We start from the raw sequence: 21712 nt of genomic DNA on the forward strand, positions 1-21712 counted from the left end.
GTGACCGAGCTTGAAAGATTGCGTGCGCCTTCTTCCGGCGCTTAATGACGAAGTCTGTCTTTGCAGTAGGAGGGCGGTTCCGGATTGTTCGGGCCGCCTTCTTTATGTGTCCGGGATATACATGCCCCTTTTTGGGCTGCCTATTTACTAATCAAAATCTCACTTGATGGCTAAAAATTAAACAAATTTAGGGGCTTGTGTCTGCGCCTTTTAAAAATTGTAGTTATAATAGTTATAGTTACGACTTTGGCATATCTCTTGCTAGTTTCCAGTGGAAGAAGCCGCCTCGGGCACGGCAGTCGGGGACTTAAAATAAACCGGAAGAAAGGGATGGTTATGAATATGACACTGAAGAGGCAACTGAAGGTTGCCGCTGTGACAATAGGACTGGCGATGGCCGGCAATATAGGAGCTGTTTCTGCGGCAGACGATGTCCTTGTTATCGGCGCGCCGTTAGCCCTGACAGGCGGTCTGGCGGATGAAGGCAAAAAGCAGCAGGATGTCTGGAAACTTTGGCTTGATAAAATCAATGCAGCCGGTGGTATCGACGTCGACGGTAAGAAAATGCAAGTCAAATTCGTTGAATATGACTACCAGACGGATGGCAAGCGGGCTGGCCAGCTGGCCGAAAAGCTGATTACCGATGATAATGTCGATGTGATCATGGCTCCCTTTGGTTCTGGTCACACGAAAATTATTGCGGCGGTCGCCGAGCGTTATCAAGTGCCGATGCTGGCGTGTGTTGCCTCCTCTGTTTCCGTCTATGATCAAGGCTTCAAATATCTTTTCGGTACTCTCGCTCCGAATACCGGCATGACGGAATCCATGGTGGAGTTTTTCAAGGAAAAATCGCCTGATCTAAAGACGGTCGCTGTCTATGGCCGAGATGATGTATTCCCAAAAGCGATGGCGACGGCTTTGGCCGATTCTGCGGAATCCGGTGGCCTTGACGTCGTGTATAACGAGCTTTATGCCGTCGGTACCATGGATCATTCGGCCGCGGTGTCTGCCATAAAGTCAGCAAACCCTGACTGGGTTTATATGACTGGATATACGCAGGATCTGATCCTGGGCCGGAAACAGATGGCAGACATGGGCGTAACAACTCCGATTATCACCATGGTTACCGGCCCGGCCTATCGCGAATTTACAGAAGGATTGGGTGATCTTGCAGACGGGGTGACAAGCTCAACCTGGTGGCATCATTCGACTGCCTATACTGGTGCCGTGGGGCCATGGAGCGCAACGGCAGATTTCTACTCTGATTTCACGGCGGCCTACAAGTCAGACCCGGATTATGTGCACGCTTCCTGTGCTGCCGCTGCTGATGTGCTGGTAAACGCGGTTCAGACTGCAGGATCCAAGGATAAACAAGCTGTCCGAGATGCATTGGCGGCCACTGATATCCTGACATTCTACGGCCCGATTGATTTCGGCGACAACGGAATGAACCAGGGCCGCGAAATGCCGATCATTCAGGTTCAGGGTGAGGAAATCAAAGTTCTGTACCCAGAATCAATCGTTAATGCCGAAATGAAAATGATTAAATAAGTCCTTTTCCAAGCCTGAAGGATCGGAGGCGGCGCTGAGAATAGTTGCAGCCTCCGATCGTCAGAAATCCGCAACAGTATATTACGCCCAACTGAGACCATTTCCGGGAACCAATCATAGTGGATATCATACAAATACTACTAAATGGCATAGTCTTAGGATCTCTCTATGCCTGTATTGCGATCGGGTTTTCGCTGGTATGGGGGGTCCTGAACATTATCAATATGCTTCATGGATCCTTCATTATTCTCGGCGGTTACCTTGCTTTCTTTGCATGGCAATATTCGAATGTGAACCCAGTCTTCCTGTTGCCAATAATTGCTACTGCTTTGTTCGGTCTGGGCTACCTCCTTCAGTATTTCTTTATCAACAAAGTGGTTATGTCACCTGTGCTAACAACCCTGACCCTGACCTTCGGTCTCGACATGATTCTTTACAACCTGATGACGGTCTTTTTTACCGCTACGCCGCGTCGTGTGACGCTGGATCTGGGGACGGTAAATCTTGGGGAAATGTATCTGCCGGTTGATCGTTTGATGGGCATGGGGCTGGCCTTGTTGCTCACCGCCTTGCTTTTCGTAGTGATGCGGGCATCAAAGATCGGCAGGGCCATAGTCGCTGTTCGCATGGACCGTCAGGCTGCTACCTTGATGGGAATTCGTGTGAACAATGTTTATGCGATTACCTTCGGGATCGGTGCCTTTATGGCTGGTGCGGCAGGGGTTATTTTTTCCATGGTTTTTCCCATAACAACAAATCTGACCGGAACTTTTCTGGGCAAGGCATTCGTTATCTGTGTGATTGGCGGCTTGGGCAGTGTCCCCGGCGCTCTAATTGGCGGACTTGCTCTTGGGCTGATTGAGAGTGTGGCTGGTTATACGATTGGTCCGCAGAACGCGACGACCGTTGGATTTGTTCTCATGTTGTTTTTGCTGGTTGTGAGGCCCACAGGACTTGTCGGTGTTAAGGGGTACGAGTAATGAGGCAGTTCCTTTATTTCGGGGCTTTTGCGCTTTGGGTTGCGATGATTGCCGCTACGCCGACGCTTGCCGATAACTATACAATCCGGATTGCGATCTCCATCGCTATGTTCTCCGCTATGGCGGTTTCCTGGAATTTTATCGGCGGCTTTACCGGCTATCCATCCTTTTCAACGGCAGCCTTTTTCGGGTTGGGCTGCTATGCGGGAGCGATCGCGCAGCGAAATGGTATTCCACTTGTAGTCGCCTGGATATTCGCGACTTTATTCGTTGGGGTTTTTGCTGCATTGCTTGGGACAATTATTCTACGGCTTAAAGGTCATTACTTTGCTATCGGCTCGATTGCAATCGTGGAATTAACTCGTCTGATCACATCGTCATGGGGAAGTCTGACAGGCGGCGGGGATGGTCTCAATGTTCCGTTATTGCAGGGTAACCCGCAAGAGGTTTCGGCTCTCGTTCTTTATGTCATGCTTGGAATTCTTGTCGTTGCATTTTTGACGTCGGTTTATGTGGATCGATCCCGGTTGGGATTCGGGTTGAAATGTATCAGTCAGAACGAAGATGCTGCCGATATGGTGGGCGTTAATACCACATCTTTCAAGATTGTAGCCTATACGCTATCAGCCGTTTTCTGCGGTGCAATCGGTGCCGTATATGCTTCCTGGGTCGGATATATCGATCCGACAGATAGCTTTTCTATTCTCTTAACAGTGAAGGTACCAGTAATGGTTCTCCTGGGTGGAGCGGGCACGTTACTTGGTCCAGTTCTGGGGGCAGGCGTCTTTGTTCTGCTCGAAGAAGTATTCTGGGCCAACTTCCTCGAATGGAACCGAGCAATCCTTGGCGGCATTATCGTTTTCCTGATTTTCTTCCTGCCGAACGGACTGCTGAAAATCCAGTATCGTACTCTCTATGCGAAATTGATGCAGCAGTTGCGCGCAGAAGCTAAGCATGTGGAGAAAAACTCATGACTGAAATTCTCAGGCTTGAAAATGTCAGCAAAAAGTTTGGTGGTATCAACGCGGTCAATGACGTTTCCTTCAGTCTGAAAGAGGGAGAGATCATCGGTCTGATCGGTCCCAATGGGGCCGGAAAAACGACCTTGGTTAACCTGATTACCGGGGTTCATTCTCTAACGTCCGGTAAGGTGGTTTTTGCGGGGGAAGATGTAAGCCGCCAACATGCTTACCAGGCGGCGCGGCGCGGATTGGCAAGAACCTTTCAGATTGTCCAGCCTTTCCCGAATATGACTGTTCTGGAAAATGTCGCAGCTGGGGCGCTGTTCGGTGGTGGAACCGTCTCCGTACAGGGCGCTCTGGCGCTGGCGCGCGAAGAATTGAAATTTGTCGGTTTGGATGCAGTGGCAGATACATCTGCTTCCTCGTTGGCTTTGCCCAATAGAAAACGTTTGGAACTTGCCAAAAGTCTAGCCATGCGACCAAAAGTCCTCCTGCTTGATGAGGTGAATGCAGGTCTGAATGCCGCGGAGATTGACGGTGCACTTGAGCTTATCCGCAAGATCGCGGCGCGCGGTGTCACGATCCTGATCATTGAACATTTGATGAAGGTGGTGCTTTCGATTTCTCAGAGAATTCTGGTGCTGCATCATGGGGAACTGATTGCCCAAGGCGATCCGCGAACCGTCATTGAAGATCCACAGGTCGTAGAGGCGTATCTCGGTTCAAAATTTGCAGCGCGTGTGAAAGCGGAGTCCCATCATGTCTGAGCCCTATCTTGAAATCAGCGGCGTGCAGGCCGGCTATGGCGATGTGCGCGTTCTCTGGGATGTTTCCGTTTCGGTCGACAAGGGAGAAATTGCCTGTATCGTCGGATCAAACGGGGCCGGAAAAACAACGTTACTCAACACCATTTCCGGCATTGTGAAAGCAACAGCGGGCAGCATCAAGCTGGATGGGCAGGAATTGGTTGGTAAGCTGCCAGATGCGATCCTAAAGGCGGGGATTGCTCATGTGCCGGAGGGGCGACGCCTTTTCAAGGGGTTGTCCGTACAGGACAATCTCATGCTAGGGGCGTATTTGCGTGATGATCGTGAAGCGATCCGGGAAGATCTCGAATTTGTGTATGATCTGTTTCCGATCCTAAAGGAGCGTGCGGCACAGGATGCAACAACGATGTCCGGCGGCGAACAACAGATGTGCGCCATAGGACGTGGCATCATGTCAAAACCCCGTCTTTTGATGATCGATGAACTTTCCCTTGGTCTGGCGCCACGTCTTGTCGATCGTCTGGGGGAGACGCTGCTGGAAATCAATAAAGCCGGGTTGTCCATTTTGTTGGTTGAGCAGGACGTGATGACGGCCTTTGAAATCGCCCAGCATGCTTTCGTTATTGAAACTGGTCGTGTCTCGATTTCCGGTACGACAAATGAACTCGGTGACAATCCGAAAATCAAGGAAGCCTATATGGGAATTTAGGGCGTATCAGTATCAATTGTTTCGGTAATTGGCATCCATCCGTCCGGGCCAACTTCAAATAGGGGCGCGGCAATTACACTCCTGACCAGAGCCGATGATCCCGGACTCTCGCGATCAAGTGTGGATTTCCATTTAACCCCCTGTCGCATGGCAACGAGGATACCAATGACTTCGCAATCGAGGCGATGCAGAAGTTTCAGGACGGAAAGGATCGTTGAGCCGCTGGAAATGGCATCGTCCACGATTACTATACGCTTCTTTTCGAGGCGCGGTAACATGTTCGGATCAAGGAAAATTTTCTTGGTACGGTCCGGGCTGGTAATTGAATAAACAGGTTCGGAAAGGTCGTCAGAATACCAGAATTTCCGGGAATATCCCAGTGGGATGAAATTCTGATGTCCCAACTCTTCTGCGACCATCGGGGCAAACGCAAGCCCCAGAGTTGGTAACCCGACGATCTGATCCGGTTGGAAGGATCTCGCAATGTGAACCATTGCCTTCGACAGGGCGGTAATCACGGGGAAGCTGGCCTGATTTGCAATAAGGGAGGCAACAGCGCGCGTGCCATCGGGAAGTTTGCGTAGGGGTAGGAGTAACGCACGTCCGTCCGGCAAGATGGCGGGATAACCATATTGATACGGCGGTTCCTGCATTGCTTTTGGGTCGGCGGCTGGGATCAATTCCTGCCAGAAATTTGTTGTTGGCATGATATAGTCAGGTGATGCAAGTGGCCGTTGGGTCATGTCAGGAACTCTTTTTTTAATCCGGCACTATGATGATGAAAGACAAACGTGAATGGTATGAAGTTACCTCTATTGCCGATATTCCTTCTAATCGACCACTGGAAGCTATCGTCGGAGACACTGTCATAATCCTGCTGAAAGTCGGTGATGATGTCATGGCTTATCAGGGATTGTGTCCACATCAGTTTGCAAGATTGTCTCAAGGAACCATCGCGGGAGACTCATTGCACTGTCCCCGGCACAAGGCGTCTTTCGATATTCATGACGGTACATGTGGCCCCGGCTGGCAGTTGCCAGCCCTGCGCCAATACCATGTTCGCGTTAAAGCAGGAGTGGTCTCGCTGGCGTATCCTCTGGCAGTCAAGGCTGGGCATGACTGAGAACACCCCATTAATCCTCGGACCAGGGTGATACACCGCGTCCAATCAGGCCATTTTTTCCTGTTTCCTCTACCATGCCAAGGTTAATTCCAAGGCATGTTCGGGGCCGTGTCAGATCGAGACCGAGCATTATGCTGCTATCCGACAAGGCGGGATGTGGTCCCACAAACGGCGCATGGGCGGCGTTGGTAAGGTAGTCTGGATGAATATGCCCCCGATAGCTATCTGTTAGGCTAGGTGATTTGCGCAAAGAAGCAGCCCCAAACCCCAGGGCGTCAATGACGGCGCTATCGCCAATTGCCGGCAATGCATTCGCTGCCTCTTGTCCGGGAAACTTCGGTCCAACGGGGGGAGACGCCGGGCGCGTTATCCAAGTTTTCGGATCCGAGGCCAGCTTATAGCCCATTTCCTGTCCGTTCCCGCCGCACGCAACAACCATATTGCTGTCAGCGACCCCCGCACCCGCGCCAATCATGAGGGATGCTGCCGCCATAATGATGTTAAGACAAAACTGATTGGCGGATTCCAGATAAGCGGATGTTTCAGGATCATCTGAATCCGCGAAATAGGTTCGAATTTGTTCCTGCGCCGCAGCAACCTGACCATGGAGGTCATCACCATTGCAAAGGCCGTGGTCCAGAATGGGCAACAGCGGTATGTGCTCGGACAACATCCCCGCCAGCTTGGATCCGATATGTTCTGTTAGCCGGTGCAACAGTGTATGTCCGTCCGGATGTCCGTTTCCCAGTCGCAACGCACAAGGAAGTGGCCCGTCATTCAGGGGTGAAAAACGACGGTGGGTTGGCGCGGCCATGTCCTTTACTTCCAAGGAATACATACTGGGGCCGACAATAAAGGCAAGGGGAGTGACCACATCGAAATCCTGCGCCGGGAGTAAATGCAGCTCACTTTTTTGTAGTTGGGAAAGGACCTCTTCTTCGGTTTCAGCCCAACCCTCATGCTTCGCTGCGGCAATCAATGAGTTGATCATTGGTCTGGGAAGCCGGTCCATGTCACGAAAGGGAGGGCCAGCGTGGAGCAATGCTCGGTCCGGTAACCCCGGCAGCATTTCCTCAAGTTTTGCAATGCGCGTCAGCGCCGGAACAACGGCGATCAATTTTTTATATGATGCCTGTGTAGCTGCAGAGGAACGGAACAGGCTTGTCAGGCCAATGTCATGTGGAGCGGTGGATGGAGTTTGTCCTTCAGCGTCTGGACTATGCGCGTTGATAATCTGGGTCATCATTTCGATGAGGCGGGGGCGATCTTCCGGGGGGAGACTCTCAATTGTTCGCTCATGCGCTCGCTGTGCCCGTTCATCCAGCAAGTCCAGCATGTTCTTTCCGTCCTCGGTAAGTGAGGTGAGGCGGACTCGTCTATCGCTGCTGGAAACACGTCTCTTGATGAGGTTACGTTTCTTGAGACGATCGAGAATGTCGGTCATGTTTGTTTTATCGATTGCAACCGCCCTGGCGAGGGTTGTCTGATCCACGGGGCCACTTTGCTGGAGCGCAGATAACACTGAATACATCACCGGTGTGATATTCTGCTCGCCACATTCAAGTGCAAAAAGGGCGGTATGGATTTGATGCAGCCGACGTATTAAAACGCCGGGGCGGGAGGTAAGGGATCCGTTTCGCCAGGGATCGGAGGATGTTGCTTGCGTGTCTTCTGTTTTCATGAACTTGACCGATGAACTGTTACCATTGTTATATTTTTATAAGTCTGAATCACAATCAACGAAACCCCAAGGTATTTTTAATCCATCCAAAAAAAGCAGAGGTCAGCAGGGAAAGCCCGTTCAGGTTAGCATTTTCGACGAGTTCCGGATTTTCCCCTTTTGCCTTCGCCTCAATAGAGGCGACGACCTGGTCGAGGATACGATCTGCGATCTCTGCGACCAGCGATGGCCGGCTGAATTGTGATAAAGGCCCGGTAAGTTTGTATCGCATATCCAGGCTTAGTTCCGATCCACCTTCGGAATGGTCCGTGATCTGAAAATCAAGCGTTCCATCTAGTTGGGAGCGGCTAAAGCCGTCCTTACCACGACCGATAACCTCACCGGTTTTCCCGACCTCGTCGAGCTCCATCCGCGCGGTGCCTTTAAATGCTGCCTTTATCGGCCCCATGGAGATTGCACATTGTCCTTGCAGCAATCCATCATCAGCAACATCATCTATTCGCGCGCCCGGAATACAGGAAACGATCTTTTCTGGGTCCGACAGTATTTCCCAAATCCTGGACGGTGAAACATCAAAAGTTCGCTTCCGAGAGAGAGTTGGTGCGTTGTCAAGAGATTGGCGCGACGGGATATCGGTCGGATCAGCAGTCTTTAACGAAGAGCCGGGCTTGGGCTTCGAATTTTTCTCTAATGCCGCAGTTGCACTTTCTTCAGAGTTGTGCCGCAACCTTGCTTGGGGTTGAATGCCCGCGATGGGTGGGTTGTTTTCCAGTACGTCGGCAATTGCGGCGACGATCCCGGCGTAGCCTGTACAGCGGCATAAGTTGCCGGACAGCTCTTTGCGGATACGTACCGTATCGGCGTTGGGCAGCCGTCGGACAATGTCATAGCCGGTGACTAGCATTCCCGGCGTGCAATAGCCACATTGCAGACCATGATGTCTTTTGAAAGCATCCCGCAAAGCCTGCATCAGCGGGTCATCATCAAACCCTTCGACACTTTGTACATTTGCACCTTTGCAGGCAGCAGCGAGAGTTATGCAGGATCGTGTCGGTCGCCCATCAACAAACACGGTACAGGCGCCGCAGACACCTTGCTCGCACCCCAGATGCGTGCCTGTCAGCAACAGGTCTTCCCGCAGGAAATCAGCCAAATGCGTGCGCGATTCCGTCTTTTCAGAAACCGACCTGCCGTTGACGGTAAGATCGACAGTCGTAGCGGTCATGTGGAAAACTCCTCACTGTCTTTTATCTGGTCGAGGGCTCTGGATACTGCGACGGCATGCATATGCAGCGCGTTTGCAGGTTGATCCGGTATCGCCTCTGCTAAAGCTTCCATCGGAGATTGCTCTCCTGCCAAAAGTGGTTGAGGGTTAGGCAACAGCGCAGGTTGTCGCCCTAATGCCCCTATTGCTATTCGCGTCCGATTGTTCGCCGGATCAATCAGGATAGCTGCGCTTGCCTTGGCAAATTCCCCGACTTGTCGAGAATATTTCCAGTAGGCCCATCGTGCACCGTTTCCCGGCCTTGGAACATCGATTGCAGTTAGAATATCCTCCGGGCTCATAGCGGTGCTATAGGGACCGGTAATGAAATCTTCCATGGGGATCTGGCGCGAAGGACAATTGTCTTCGGACCCTCGCACGATGACTGTTGCGCAAAGCGCGGTCAGAACGATCACCCAGTCTGCTGCGGGATCAGCATGGGCAAGGCTGCCCCCGATCGTGCCGCGATTGCGGACGGCGCGATAGGCGATGTTTGCGGCTGCGGCCTGCATCCAGTGGCCGGTTGGATCCGGCACCACACCATCCTCGATTTCAGCATGTGTAATAGCGGCGCCAAACCGAATATAGCCATCATGTTCTTCGACTTTGCGCAATTCCGGTAGCTGAGACAAATCGACTAACGCGGCAGGCCGGGCTAAACGCAAATTCATCATTGGCCCAAGGGACTGATTCCCGGATATGAATTTACTCTGTCCATTCTGAAGGGCGTTTTGGGCATCGTTCAGAGACTGAGCTACGGCATAGTCAAATAATACGGGTTTCATACTGCGCTTCCTCCTTGCCTAGCGTAATGCTCCGCGTTCGCAATAGCCTCCAACACTCGTTCCGGAGTCATCGGTACTTGTGTGACTTCTGCGCCAATATGGATGAGGGCATCATTGATCGCATTGGCGATCGCCGCCGGGGGGCCAATGGCGCCGCTTTCTCCAATTCCTTTCTGGCCGAACCGGCTCAGCGGGGAGGGAGTTTCCATATGTTCAATGCGGATATCCGGTATATCGGAGGCAAGCGGCAGATGGTAATCTGCCAGAGTTGAGGCAAGCGGTTGGCCGGAGTCATCAAAGCACATTTCTTCAAACAGGGCTGTGCCAATACCCTGTGCCGCGCCACCATATACCTGCCCATCAACAACCATCGGATTTATCATCGTGCCGGCATCCTCGACGATGACGTAATCCAGCAGTCGGACATGACCAAGATCCATGTCAACTTCCACTTTTACCGCATGGCAGGCATAGGAAAATGTGCCGGTGTCTTTCGTTGTTTTATATCCTGCAACAACATCTAACCCTCGGGGGTCAACGTCTTCGGGCAAAAGTTGTGGTTTTAGATACCAGGTGCGAGCTACATCCTCAATGCTGATCGCGCTATTCCCACTCAGGGCCATGCCATTCTCAAGGATGATTTTCTTCGGATCAGTCTGAAGCAGATGGCCTGCGATCTTGCGAATGCGCTCAGCAAGTGATTCACAGGCGGTGCCCACTGCGCCCCCCGCCATCACTATGCAGCGTGATCCCCACGTACCAGTGGAATATGGTGTATAAGCTGTATCTCCATGGACTAGCTTGATTTTTTCTGGATCAATCCCGATTTCTGTATTGGCAATTTGCGCAAGCGTTGTTTCAAGCCCCTGACCATGACTGTGTACGCCAACTCGAAGTTCAAGCCCGCCATCTGGTGTCAGGCGGGCCGTCGCCTGCTCAAAGCCGGGCACCATCGGAATGCCCCAGCCATGATAGACGGATGTACCATGTGCTCCCTGTTCGCAGAAGATTGACAAGCCGACACCAATCCGAGTGCGCCCAGTTTGGGATTGCTGCTCTTTCCGGATGCCTGCCATGTCGATGCCGGTAACGGCGCGTTTCAGGGCTTCCGGATAGTCGCCGCTATCGAAGAACTTGTTTGTGATGTTGGTGAAAGGCATTTGTCCCGGCTGGACCAAATTACGCGCCCGAATGGCTTCGGGTGTAATTTCAAGCTCCCTTGCTATCCCATCCAACAATACCTCCATTGCAAAGCAAACACCAGTGCGCGCTACGCCGCGGAATGGCAGGATAGGGGGTTTGTTTGTTGCCACCGACCAGGTTTTGCAGCGGTATCCTCGCATGACATAAGGGCCGGGGAGTATGCTGGCGACCTGTGCCGCTTCCAGGCAGGCAGAGAAGGGATAGCTGGAATAAGCGCCGGAATCAACAATGGCGACACAATCCACCGCAAGCAATTCTCCGTCTGCTTTTGCGTAACCTGTGATTTCGTAATTATGCTCGCGACAATTTGCTCCCGCAATCAGATGTTCACGCCGATCTTCAATCCACCGGATAGGGCGATCTAGCTTCATGGCAAGATAACAGGCGCAAACCTCTTCAGCCAGAAGTATGCCTTTGTACCCGAACCCGCCACCGACGTCTGGCGCAATTACACGGATTTGTCCGTGATCCATATTCAGACAGTCCGCGAGTCCGGTTCGAACGATATGAGGCATTTGAGTTGCGGAATGAAGGGTGAGGATTTCCAGATTTCGATCCCACGATGCGATCAGACCGCGGCCTTCAATTGGCGCCATGCACTGGCGCGCTGTTTTGAAGCTTCGTTTTACGATAACATCTGCGTCCGCAATAGCCGCCTCGAAATTGATATCGGCATTGCTTTCCAGAAAAGAGTTTTCGTCCCAATCCTCATGCAGCAAGGGCGCGTCGGCATCACGCGCCTTGGTCATGTCGTGGACCGCCGACAACTCTTCAAATGTGATATCAATGAGTTCTGTCAGGTCTTCGGCGCGGGCCCGGTTTGATGCAAGGCATGCGGCAATAGGCTCCCCGACATGGCGAACCTTGTCCTCTGCGAGTATGGGCTGCGTCGACGGGCGAAACCCCGGAAGACCGGATACGGCACGGATCCCCGAAACTCCCTCAAGGTCAGAAGCAAAAAAGACGGTTTCCGCAGTATCATCAGGTTTGGTTCGCGATGTAATTCGGGCATGAGCAAGCGGACTTCTTAGAAAGGCAAGCTCCAGCATACCGGGCATTCGCATGTCGGCGATATAGCGTCCCTTGCCGTTCAGGTAGCGATCATCTTCTTTTCGTATAAGGCGCGCACCAATACCATTCGCACCTTCCTTTATTCCTTGATCGTTACTCATTGCAACCTTTCCCAATAACCGTCACATCCGGTATTTGGCGCAGCTGGCGGGGTATTTTTCAAATTTCCGTCGTCGAAATGCTGCGCCGCACAACATCACAGTAATAGAATTTAAAAAATAATTGTAGATATAATTTTTGCTATTACAACTTTTTTGCTTTTCCGATTGTGCGCTGCGGGATATATTCTCTTTAAATCCAGTGAAAATGATTAGGGACACCAGAGATGAGCGATTTGAAACCATTTGATATCGTATTGGAAAACGGAACGTTGATTGATCCGGTTACCGGGTTGAACGGATATTACGATATCGGGATGCGTGATGGTTTGATTGCCGCTGTGACCACTAGTCTGAAATCCGAGAAAGCGATTGAGCGGATAGATGTGACAGGTCATCATGTCATACCGGGAATGATCGATACCCATGCGCATGTTTATGAGCATGTCACCGGTAAATTCGGATTGTCTCCTGATCTGGTGGGTGTTTACTCCGGTGTAACGACCCTGGTTGATCAAGGCGGTCCGAGTTGTATGACGATCGGCGGATTCCGGAAATTCATAGCGGAGCCATCAGCCAGTCGCGTTCTCGCCTTTTTATCGGCTTACCTCGTTGGCGGACTCGAGGGGCATCTGTATCCTGAGTTGTACGGACCTAACGGCGTCAATGCGGAGCATACAATCACCGCAGCCAGGGCGAACCTTGACCTCGTCAAAGGCATTAAGGCACATGCTGAAATTGGGGGGCAATCCCGCTGGGGGATGGAGGTTATCAAGATAGGACAGGAAATAGCGACCGCCGCTAATCTTCCGCTTTATATCCACCTGGGCCAGCTGTGGCCGACAAGCAGCAGCGCACTTATCCCGTCTTCGGAGGAGCTGATCCGTGAACTGTTGCCCATTATGAAGGAAGGGGACGTGTTGGCTCATCCTTTTACACGACATCCCGGCGGTTTTGTTTCAAGTGAGGGGAAGATACACCCAATACTTTTGGAAGCTGTTCGTCAGAAGCAAATTCTCGTAGATGTCGGGCATGGTTCCCATTTTAGTTTCGATGTTGCTCGCCGGGTTCTGGATGCAGGCATAGTGCCTTTCACGCTTGGAGCAGATATGCATGGCTACAATGTTACAATTCCCAATGCCACCGATAAGTCCGAGCGGGCTGCAAATCCATTCTTTGGAGTTGCACCATTTAATCTGACGATCGCCATGTCGGAGCTATTGCATTTAGGTGTTCCTTTGGAGAAGGTGATTGAGATGGTTACCTGTAATCCTGCCAAGTTGTTGCGAATGGAGGGAGAGCTGGGCTCTATGGCCGTCGGTCGTGAGGCAGATATATCAGTCCTCAAGATTGAAACGGGTCGGTTCACGCTTTCCGATAACAGCGGTGAAAGTGTGACAGCTGAGAAATTAATACGCCCCGTTTTTTGCCTTCGCGGTGGCGAGAAGTTTGACGCAAATTCCGCTTTTGTACCGGCGGCCATTGTCGCCTAACCGTTTTTCCATAAATAGCCGGCGTGGGACTTGTCCCAGATTTAGATCGCTAGCAAACACGAAGTTGCGGGCGCCTGCAAATACATTCCGCTGTATCCCGCACCCCCTTGGGCGACGGCTATTTCTGGGGTACCAATTATCAATATGCTCCCTAAACCGATCCGACGGCGGTCTTCACCTGGGAGCCGGATATCCCCGAGGCCCGGCGTTATCGCCTGTCCGCCTGGTGGCAGGGAGAATACAGCGATTATGCTAGTTCTGTGAAATATACAGTCCATCACGCCGGTGGTACGACGGATGTGTATCATGACCAGCGCAGAAACCAGTCGACCTGGATGTCGCCGGGCGAGTTTGTGATTGAACCGGGGCAGGGGCACAAGATTGTCCTCACCAATGAGGGCCTCGATGGGGACATGTCGGCGGGCACGATCCGGTTTGAGGTGATCGATGATCTCCCCTCGGTCTTCGCAGATAGCATCAAGCTGGTTTCCAATGACGGGGAGGACATGAACTTCGTCCATCCCGATCATCTCGGCGCGCCACAGAAGATGACGGATGTAAACCAGAACATCATAATATAGCTGAAGTGATGTGAACACGAAGTGGCGGAGGGTCGGGGATTCGAACCCCGGAAGGGCTTGCACCCTTGCTGGTTTTCAAGACCAGTGCATTCAACCGCTCTGCCAACCCTCCGCAGGGCGGCTCTTTCGAAATGGCGCCGACAGGACGCAATTCAAGGCCGCGAACGGTTCTGATCGTTTAAAGTTCCCGCTCTGGCCTGTCAATATGTTTGATGGAGAAATCAGTATTTCCGCAGGTCTGACTGTTTCCGGCGGAAATAAGGGCTTTTCTGTCTGAAATCGTTGCGAATCTGCTGGCTTTGTGGCAAAAAGGACGGATTAGTAAAATGGAGTACCAATGGCCAAGAATTCCGCGTATTTAATTCTTTTCACCCTCATCGGCATTTTTATCACGGCTATTGCATCCCCGGGGTTCGCCGCGAAGGAGCCGTTCGATCAGTGGCTGGCCAAGCTGAAAACGGAAGCGCGGGAAGGGGGGGTCAGCCAGACCACCCTCGACAGTGCGTTCGCCGATGTCCAACTGATAGAAAAAGTGGTCAAGCTTGACCGCAAGCAGCCGGAAGTCGTCCAGACTTTTCAGGAATATATGGCACAGCGCCTGCCGCAGTCGCTTATTGACTCGGGCAAAGCCATGCTCAATGAAAACCGCACTATTCTTGAAAAGGTCGGGCAGGAATTTGGCGTGCAGCCGCGCTTCATTGTCGCCCTGTGGGGAGTGGAGACGCGCTATGGCAAATATACTGGCGGATTCAGCGTGATAGATGCGCTCACCACGCTCGCCTATGACAATCGGCGGGCGGAATATTTCCGAAAGGAGCTGCTGCTCGCCCTCAAGATACTCGATGACAATCATATTGAGCTTGCCGATATGAAAGGCTCCTGGGCCGGAGCGATGGGACAATCGCAGTTCATGCCGTCAAGTTTCGTCAATTTTGCCGTTGATTATGATGAAGATGGCCGCCGCGACATATGGACGACCAAGGCCGATGTCTTCGCCTCGGCCGCCAACTACCTCGCGAAGTCCGGCTGGCAGGGGGACCAGACATGGGGCAGGGAAGTCACGCTCCCCAAGGATTTCGATCTATCCCTCATCGATCTTAAAGTCGCCAAACCGATGGCGGAATGGGAGGCGCTTGGCGTCCGCAAGGCCGATGGCAGCGCCTTGCCGTCGCGCCAGCTGATGGGCTCTCTGGTTCAGCCGAAGGGGGGTAACGGTCAGACTTTTCTGATTTATGACAATTACCGAACCATCCTGAAATGGAACCGGTCCACCTATTTTGCGATGTCCGTCGGCTATCTTGCCGATCTGATCGGGGATGGATAACTAATATGAAGTGCGTAGCGTAAAAGGTATAAGTAACATGGCAAAACTAAAGCAAAAATCCGGACTGATTGTCCTTATCACCACCGCCCTGTTATTGGCGGGTTGCTCCGAGGTCAGTCTGATCAGCTATGGTGCAAAGAAATACCGCGCTGCAGGAAAGGATACCGCCGCCGTCGGTCCGAACGATGTGGATCGCGGCGACCCAAAGCTCGGCAACCCCTACCAGGTGGATGGGATCTGGTATTATCCGAAAGTCGATAACGCCTATGACGAGACGGGAATTGCCTCCTGGTATGGCGAGCCATTTCACGGTCGCCGCACCGCGAACGGCGCCGTCTATGACATGCACAAGCTGACGGCCGCGCACAAGACATTGCCGCTGCCCACAGATGTGCGGGTCACCAATCTCGAAAACGGCCGCTCCATCATCGTGACGGTCAATGATCGCGGCCCCTTCGCCCATTCCCGCATTATCGACCTTTCCTATCGCTCGGCGCAGATGCTCGGCATCGTCCAGAAAGGAACGGCAAAGGTTCGTGTGCAGGTGATTAACGGCGGCAATGGGGATCAGACCATTGTCGCCAAGCCTGAAACGCCGCTGACGGAGAAAAATAACGTCGCCGCCGCGCCGCAGGCGGTTGTTGTCGCCGATACATTGGCTCCGCCCGAAGGCGTGAAGTCGGCACCCGCGCCAAAAATCGAGCCTCTGCCGGCGCCGACCGTCGCCGAAACACAGGTAACATCGGCGTCCGCCTATAGCTCGCCGACGCCGACCGTCAGTGTCCAGCCGATCACGCATAGCGATATCTTCATTCAGGCGGGTGCGTTTATCGACTTCAATAACGCCAATATCCTGAGCGCGCGGCTATCTTCCATGGGTCCAACCAAGGTCAGTCAGGTTCTGGTCAACGGACAGGATTTCTACCGTGTGCGCGTCGGCCCGGTGTCGGATATTGATAAAGCGGACCAGCTGCTGGCGGACCTGATCAACAACGGCCATACAGAAGCCCGGATTGTGATCGAATAGACAAGCCTTAAACTGGCCAAAAACATACATTAATGCTAAAAACCATCGCGATGATGCTAATTTGTCCGTGTGAAACCTGAAAAGAGAATGACTGAAAGCCCGACCATCATGAATTTATGGACTTCCTCCTTTCGTTTTTTTTCCGCCCTGTGCCTGTCGGTAACCCTGATCGCGGGTACCGCCACTGCGGACCCGATTGAAACCGCGGCGCGGGAAGCGTTTATCTTCGATATGAATACGGGCGCCGTCCTGCTTGAGAAAAATGCCGATCAGCTCATGGCCCCTGCGTCCATGAGCAAGCTGATGACCATCACCATGGTGTTCGAGCGGCTGAAGGACGGCACGCTCAATCTGGAAGACACCCTGCCGGTCAGCGAGAAAGCCTGGAAGAAGGGCGGCTCAAAGATGTTTGTCGAGGTCGACAGCCGCGTCAGCATCGGAGATCTTCTGCGCGGCATCATAATCCAGTCCGGCAATGATGCCTGTATCGTGGTGGCCGAAGGGCTTGGCGGATCGGAAGAAGGCTTTGCCGAGGCAATGACCTCCCGGGCGCGGGAACTCGGCCTTGAGAAAAGCACCTTTATGAATGCCACAGGCTGGCCCGATCCGGATCACAAGATGACAGCGCGGGAGCTGGGCGTTCTGGCAAAGCATCTTATTCAGGATTTCCCGGAATATTATCCGATTTTCAATGAGAAGGAATTTACCTTCAGTGATATCAAACAGGGCAACCGCAATCCGCTTCTGTATAAAGACAATGGCGCGGATGGCCTTAAAACAGGGCATACCGAGGAATCCGGCTACGGCCTTGTCGGCTCGGCGGAACGGGACGGGCGGCGCATTATTCTCGTCGTCAACGGCCTTGAAAATGCAAAGGAGAGAAGCCGCGAATCAGAACGGTTGATGGAATGGGCCTTTCGCGAGTTCAACAACTATGCGCTTTTCAAGTCCGGCGATGTCGTCGACAACGCCCGGGTCTGGCTCGGCGACAAGGATGTGGTGCCGCTGACCGTGGAATCCGATCTCACCGTCACCCTGTCCCGTCAGGCCCGCAAGTCCATGACCGTCAAGGTCGTCTATAACGAGCCCATTCCGGCACCGATCATCAAGGGAACGCCGGTGGCGCAGCTTGTAGTTTCTGGTCCGGAAATCGAGACCATTGCCGTGCCACTGGTCGCGATGGAGGATATCTCCCGTCCCGGCACGTTCAAGCGCCTGACATCCGCAGTCGAGTATCTCGTCTTCGGTCCCTCCGCCAATTAGGGCGGCAGTGGCTCCAATGCAGGGCGAGAGGCGGAAAGGCGGAAAGTTCATTACGCTGGAAGGCGGTGACGGCAGCGGGAAATCCACGCAAAGCCGTCTTCTTGCCGAATTCCTTGAAACCCGATCCATTGAAACCTTGCTGACACGGGAGCCCGGCGGCGCACCGGGCGCCGATGAAATTCGCGAGCTGATCCTGACCGGGGATCCGGACCGCTGGGATGCCATCGGTGAGACCCTGCTGTTCTATGCCTCCCGCCGGAACCATCTCCGCCTGACGATCTGGCCGGCGCTTAAAGAAGGCCGCTGGGTTATCTCCGATCGCTTCGCCGATTCAACCATGGCCTATCAGGGATATGGCAATCAGCTTGGCGAAGAGGCCGTACAGCGAATTCACGACTTCGCTGTCGGCAGTTTTGCGCCGGACCTCACCTTTATCTTCGATATTCCGGCGGAGGAGGGGCTGAAGCGCACCATGGGCCGCACCCATGACGAAGACCGTTTCGAGAAAATGGACCTGTCCTTTCACGAACGTCTGCGGGACGGCTTTCTCGACATCGCCCGCAAGAACCCGGACCGTTGTGTCCTCATCGATGCGACCCGGTCTGTCGATGCCATCCAGCAGGAGCTGCGCGAGACGGTCGCCGCGCGTCAGTTGCCGTGACGGATTTGCCGGTTTCCGACAAGCTGGAAGGATATCCGCATCCGCAGGACCGCAACGAGCTTATCGGCCATGATGCGGCGGAAAAGCGCTTCCTTGAAAACTATCTGAGCGGCCGCTTCCATCATGCCTGGCTGATCACCGGCGCGAAAGGCGTTGGTAAGGCCAGCTTCGCCTATCGTGCGGCCAAGTTCCTGCTGAGCCAGCAGGGAGGCGAGGGGGGCGGTGGCCTGTTCGGACCACCGGACAGCCTGGATGTCCCCGAGGGCGATCCGGCCCTCGCGCTGATCCGCGCCGGATCCCATCCGGGCCTCGCGGTGCTAAGGCGGCAATATGATGTAAAGAGCAAGAAATTTTTCAGCGTCATCCGCGTCGATGATGTCCGCGCCCTCAACCAGTTCTTCCAGTTGACTGCCTCCGAGGGGAGCTGGCGCATCGTTATTGTCGATCCGGTGGACGAGATGAACCAGAACGCCGCCAACGCGATCCTGAAAATCCTGGAGGAGCCGCCAAAGAAAACGCTCTTTCTCCTCCTTTCCCATACACCGGCCGGCCTGCTGCCGACAATCCGCTCCCGCTGCCGCCAGCTCGCGTTGCGCCCGCTTGGCGATGAGGATATGCGGCGCTTTCTCGCGCCCTATAGCGAGACCATTTCGCATGATCAACTGGAGATGCTGCTGACGCTGGCGGAGGGTAGCCCCGGCATGGCGCTCCGGCTGCTGGAGGCGGGCGGCCTTGAAATTTTCGCCGACATCCTCGATATCTTCAGGAACTACCCGGTGCTCAACGCCGAGAAGCTGCATGCGCTTGCCGACAAGAGCGGCCTGAAAGACGGGGAGGCGGGCTACCGCATGATCTGCGAACTCTATCCCTGGTGGCTGACCCGTCTGGTCCGTGCCGCGAGCAGTAATTTCAGTGATAGCAATCTGGTTCCCGGGGAAGCGGACATCATGAAAAAGATGATCTCCCGTCAGGCGCCTGCCGACTGGGTGGAGATTTGGGAAACCGGAAATGAACTTATAAAAAGGGCGGATGTCATAAACCTTGACCGCAAACAGGTTGTCCTCAACCTGTTTTTGAATGTAGAACGCATGGGCAGGTAGAGACGCCAGAATAATTCGGAAAGACAGATGTTAGTCGATAGTCATTGCCATTTGAATTTTGAACAGCTTTCCAGCGAGCTTGACGACGTGGTCGCACGGGCGAGGGCAGTCGGTGTCGGCCATATGCTCACCATCGGGACAAAGCTCCGGGAGTTTGACGGCGTCCGCGAAATTGCAGAGCGGTATGAGGATATTCATTGCTCTGTCGGCGTCCATCCGCATGAAGCGGAGAGCGAAGGCGACGAAGTCACGGCGGTAAAACTCATCGAACTGGCCGCGCATCCCAAAGTCGTCGGCATCGGTGAAACCGGCCTTGATTATTTTTACGAGCATGCCCCGCGCGAGCTGCAGAAAAAATCCTTTCGCCTGCATATCGAGGCCGCGCGACAAACCGGCCTGCCGCTGATCGTGCATACCCGCGACGCCGACGAGGATACCGTTAATATTTTGCAGGAAGAATACGGGAAGGGGCCTTTCACCGGGGTCATCCATTGCTTTAGTTCGGGGTGGAAAGTCGCTGAAAAATCAATGGAAATAGGCTTTTATATCTCGATTTCCGGGATCGTGACCTTCAAGGCGGCAGAGGAACTCCGGGATCATGTCAGCCGCATCCCCATGGAAAGGCTGCTGGTCGAGACGGACAGTCCTTTCCTGGCACCCGTACCGAAGCGCGGCAAGACAAATGAACCTTCTTTCGTCGCCTATACGGCCGCGAAAGTTGCGGAGCTGAAAGGTCTTGAGCCGGACCGGCTGGCGGCCATCACAACAGATAATTTCTTTAACCTTTTCAATAAAATAGAACGGAAACTTTAATGGAAGTGACGATATTGGGATGCGGCACCTCCGGCGGGGTTCCGCGCATCGGGAATGATTGGGGTGCCTGCGATCCCGACGAGCCGAAAAACCGGCGTCGGCGCTGCTCCATTCTGGTGAAGGAAAAAGGGACGACCGTCCTGATCGATACGTCACCGGATATCCGTGAACAGCTTCTGGAGGCGGATATCGGTCGGCTCGACGGCGTTGTCTGGACCCATGAACATGCCGATCAGTGCCATGGAATAGACGAGCTGCGTGTCCTTGCGATCCGTAATCGCGAACGCGTTAACGTTTGGGGCGACAAGAAAACGCTCGATATTCTTATCCGCCGATTTGACTATTGTTTTCGGCAGCTTGAGGGGAATCCTTATCCTGCCATCTTAGATGAGCATCTGATCAGCGGGCCGTTTACGATTGGCGATATTAACTTTTTACCCTTCGATCAGGACCATGGCAGCATCACCAGTCTCGGCTTTCGCATGGGGCCGATCGGCTATTCCAATGATCTGGTCAATCTCGACGATCGCGGCTTTGAAATCCTTGAAGGCGTCGATACATGGATCGTCGATGCCATGCGCTACACACCGCATCCGACGCATGTCAATCTGGAGACCGCGCTCAAATGGATTGAGCGGCTGAAGCCACGGCGGGCGATATTAACGAATATGCATGTCGATCTGGATTACCAAACGCTTCGACGCGAACTGCCGGACGGCGTCGAGCCGGGCTATGACGGCATGGTGATAGAGGCTGAATGAACGACAGGCTGCAATTCCAGATCGCGGACGAGGAAGATCTTCCCGAAATCGTCCGTTTGCTCGTTCAGGATCAGCTCGGCTCCACACGAGAGGTTCTGACCGATCCGCTGCCGCAAGTTTATCTGGACGCGTTCGACGCCATGAAGACCCAGCCGGGCAATGACTACATTGTCGGCGTCATCGACGAGCGGATTGTCTGTTGCTATCAGTTTACGGTGATCCACGGCATTTCACGCAGCGGATCGTCACGGGCGCAAATCGAAGGCGTTCGTGTCGATGACAGCATGCGCGGACAGAATATCGGAAAGCTGATGATGACGGACGCGATAGAGCGCGCGCGATCAAACAAATGCCGACTGTTGCAACTCACCACCGATAAATCCCGCCCTGACGCCCACCGCTTCTATGAGGGGGTCGGCCTCGCGGGCAGCCATATCGGCTATAAGCTCGATATCATATGATCCAATATTTTCCATAATATATATTATGCGAAAA

Annotated in this window: 21 protein-coding genes and 1 tRNA gene; 16 read left to right on the forward strand and 6 right to left on the reverse strand. The window is 53.4% G+C overall.

Annotated elements, in window-relative coordinates; all coding sequences use genetic code 11:
* The first annotated feature begins 342 nt into the window (after positions 1 to 342).
* The 5 genes from AAC599_RS16460 to AAC599_RS16480 all read left to right on the forward strand — a co-directional run bounded on the left by AAC599_RS16460 (position 343) and on the right by AAC599_RS16480 (position 4969).
* Complete coding sequence (locus AAC599_RS16460) at positions 343 to 1551, forward strand: amino acid ABC transporter substrate-binding protein (RefSeq protein WP_340151500.1); 1209 nt, start codon at positions 343 to 345, stop codon at positions 1549 to 1551.
* 119 nt (positions 1552 to 1670) lie between these two features.
* On the forward strand, positions 1671 to 2531 hold the full coding sequence (locus tag AAC599_RS16465) for a branched-chain amino acid ABC transporter permease (protein ID WP_339631887.1): 861 nt from the start codon (positions 1671 to 1673) through the stop codon (positions 2529 to 2531).
* Entirely contained in the window at positions 2531 to 3505 is a 975-nt protein-coding gene (locus AAC599_RS16470) for a branched-chain amino acid ABC transporter permease (RefSeq protein ID WP_340151501.1), read from the forward strand. The genes AAC599_RS16465 and AAC599_RS16470 overlap by 1 nt, the downstream gene beginning before the upstream one ends.
* A complete protein-coding gene (locus AAC599_RS16475; protein ID WP_339631890.1) occupies positions 3502 to 4260 on the forward strand; it encodes an ABC transporter ATP-binding protein in 759 nt (252 codons plus the stop codon). Before AAC599_RS16470 ends, AAC599_RS16475 begins: the two co-directional genes overlap by 4 nt.
* Positions 4253 to 4969: an ABC transporter ATP-binding protein gene (locus AAC599_RS16480; protein WP_340151502.1), complete on the forward strand. Its 717-nt coding sequence runs from the start codon at positions 4253 to 4255 to the stop codon at positions 4967 to 4969. The genes AAC599_RS16475 and AAC599_RS16480 overlap by 8 nt, the downstream gene beginning before the upstream one ends.
* On the opposite strand, the gene AAC599_RS16485 is transcribed toward AAC599_RS16480, so the two are convergent.
* Positions 4966 to 5712, reverse strand: a complete 747-nt coding sequence (locus AAC599_RS16485; protein ID WP_340151503.1) for a phosphoribosyltransferase — start codon at positions 5710 to 5712, stop codon at positions 4966 to 4968. The two genes, AAC599_RS16480 and AAC599_RS16485, sit on opposite strands and share 4 nt — an antisense overlap.
* A gap of 32 nt (positions 5713 to 5744) precedes the next feature.
* Between AAC599_RS16485 and AAC599_RS16490 the strand changes: the two genes are divergently transcribed.
* The gene (locus AAC599_RS16490; RefSeq protein WP_340151504.1) at positions 5745 to 6092 is read left to right on the forward strand and encodes a Rieske (2Fe-2S) protein; all 348 of its coding nucleotides are present in this window, start codon (positions 5745 to 5747) and stop codon (positions 6090 to 6092) included.
* A gap of 10 nt (positions 6093 to 6102) precedes the next feature.
* Here the strand turns inward: AAC599_RS16490 and AAC599_RS16495 are convergent, their stop codons facing one another.
* From AAC599_RS16495 to AAC599_RS16510, 4 genes are read right to left on the reverse strand one after another with little or no spacing between them, the layout of a single operon-like run.
* Positions 6103 to 7773: a DUF1116 domain-containing protein gene (locus AAC599_RS16495; RefSeq protein ID WP_340151505.1), complete on the reverse strand. Its 1671-nt coding sequence runs from the start codon at positions 7771 to 7773 to the stop codon at positions 6103 to 6105.
* A gap of 55 nt (positions 7774 to 7828) precedes the next feature.
* Complete coding sequence (locus tag AAC599_RS16500) at positions 7829 to 8998, reverse strand: 2Fe-2S iron-sulfur cluster-binding protein (protein ID WP_340151506.1); 1170 nt, start codon at positions 8996 to 8998, stop codon at positions 7829 to 7831.
* On the reverse strand, positions 8995 to 9822 hold the full coding sequence (locus tag AAC599_RS16505; RefSeq protein WP_340151507.1) for an FAD binding domain-containing protein: 828 nt from the start codon (positions 9820 to 9822) through the stop codon (positions 8995 to 8997). The genes AAC599_RS16500 and AAC599_RS16505 overlap by 4 nt, the downstream gene beginning before the upstream one ends.
* Positions 9819 to 12197, reverse strand: a complete 2379-nt coding sequence (locus AAC599_RS16510) for a xanthine dehydrogenase family protein molybdopterin-binding subunit (RefSeq protein WP_340151508.1) — start codon at positions 12195 to 12197, stop codon at positions 9819 to 9821. The genes AAC599_RS16505 and AAC599_RS16510 overlap by 4 nt, the downstream gene beginning before the upstream one ends.
* A 224-nt stretch (positions 12198 to 12421) precedes the next feature.
* On the opposite strand from AAC599_RS16510, the gene AAC599_RS16515 reads away from it, so the two are divergent.
* Both AAC599_RS16515 and AAC599_RS16520 read left to right on the forward strand, forming a co-directional pair.
* Positions 12422 to 13687 carry an amidohydrolase/deacetylase family metallohydrolase gene (locus AAC599_RS16515; protein ID WP_340151509.1) on the forward strand — a complete coding sequence of 422 codons (1266 nt, stop codon included), beginning with the start codon at positions 12422 to 12424 and terminating at the stop codon, positions 13685 to 13687.
* Between the two features lie 260 nt (positions 13688 to 13947).
* A complete protein-coding gene (locus AAC599_RS16520) occupies positions 13948 to 14268 on the forward strand; it encodes a hypothetical protein (protein WP_340151510.1) in 321 nt (106 codons plus the stop codon).
* Positions 14269 to 14290: 22 nt separating this feature from the next.
* Here AAC599_RS16520 and AAC599_RS16525 read toward each other — a convergent pair.
* Positions 14291 to 14380 (reverse strand) — tRNA-Ser (locus AAC599_RS16525).
* A 225-nt stretch (positions 14381 to 14605) separates the two neighbouring features.
* On the opposite strand from AAC599_RS16525, the gene AAC599_RS16530 reads away from it, so the two are divergent.
* From AAC599_RS16530 to AAC599_RS16565, 8 genes are all read left to right on the forward strand, one after another.
* Positions 14606 to 15592, forward strand: coding sequence for a lytic murein transglycosylase (locus AAC599_RS16530; RefSeq protein WP_340151511.1), 987 nt, complete (start codon positions 14606 to 14608; stop codon positions 15590 to 15592).
* Between the two features lie 37 nt (positions 15593 to 15629).
* A complete protein-coding gene (locus AAC599_RS16535) occupies positions 15630 to 16619 on the forward strand; it encodes a septal ring lytic transglycosylase RlpA family protein (protein WP_340151512.1) in 990 nt (329 codons plus the stop codon).
* Positions 16620 to 16706: 87 nt separating this feature from the next.
* Positions 16707 to 17882 carry a D-alanyl-D-alanine carboxypeptidase family protein gene (locus AAC599_RS16540; protein ID WP_340151513.1) on the forward strand — a complete coding sequence of 392 codons (1176 nt, stop codon included), beginning with the start codon at positions 16707 to 16709 and terminating at the stop codon, positions 17880 to 17882.
* A gap of 16 nt (positions 17883 to 17898) precedes the next feature.
* Positions 17899 to 18543 (forward strand): dTMP kinase, encoded by a 645-nt coding sequence (gene tmk, locus AAC599_RS16545; RefSeq protein ID WP_340151514.1) that lies wholly within the window; start codon positions 17899 to 17901, stop codon positions 18541 to 18543.
* Positions 18540 to 19643: a DNA polymerase III subunit delta' gene (locus tag AAC599_RS16550; RefSeq protein WP_340151515.1), complete on the forward strand. Its 1104-nt coding sequence runs from the start codon at positions 18540 to 18542 to the stop codon at positions 19641 to 19643. Before tmk ends, AAC599_RS16550 begins: the two co-directional genes overlap by 4 nt.
* Before the next feature lie 27 nt (positions 19644 to 19670).
* Positions 19671 to 20456, forward strand: coding sequence for a TatD family hydrolase (locus AAC599_RS16555; protein ID WP_340151516.1), 786 nt, complete (start codon positions 19671 to 19673; stop codon positions 20454 to 20456).
* Complete coding sequence (locus AAC599_RS16560; RefSeq protein ID WP_340151517.1) at positions 20456 to 21217, forward strand: MBL fold metallo-hydrolase; 762 nt, start codon at positions 20456 to 20458, stop codon at positions 21215 to 21217. Before AAC599_RS16555 ends, AAC599_RS16560 begins: the two co-directional genes overlap by 1 nt.
* Positions 21214 to 21678, forward strand: coding sequence for a GNAT family N-acetyltransferase (locus AAC599_RS16565; protein ID WP_340151518.1), 465 nt, complete (start codon positions 21214 to 21216; stop codon positions 21676 to 21678). The genes AAC599_RS16560 and AAC599_RS16565 overlap by 4 nt, the downstream gene beginning before the upstream one ends.
* Positions 21679 to 21712 lie beyond the last annotated feature (34 nt).

The organism is uncultured Sneathiella sp. (assembly GCF_963976355.1).
Taxonomy (GTDB): Bacteria; Pseudomonadota; Alphaproteobacteria; order Sneathiellales; family Sneathiellaceae; genus Sneathiella.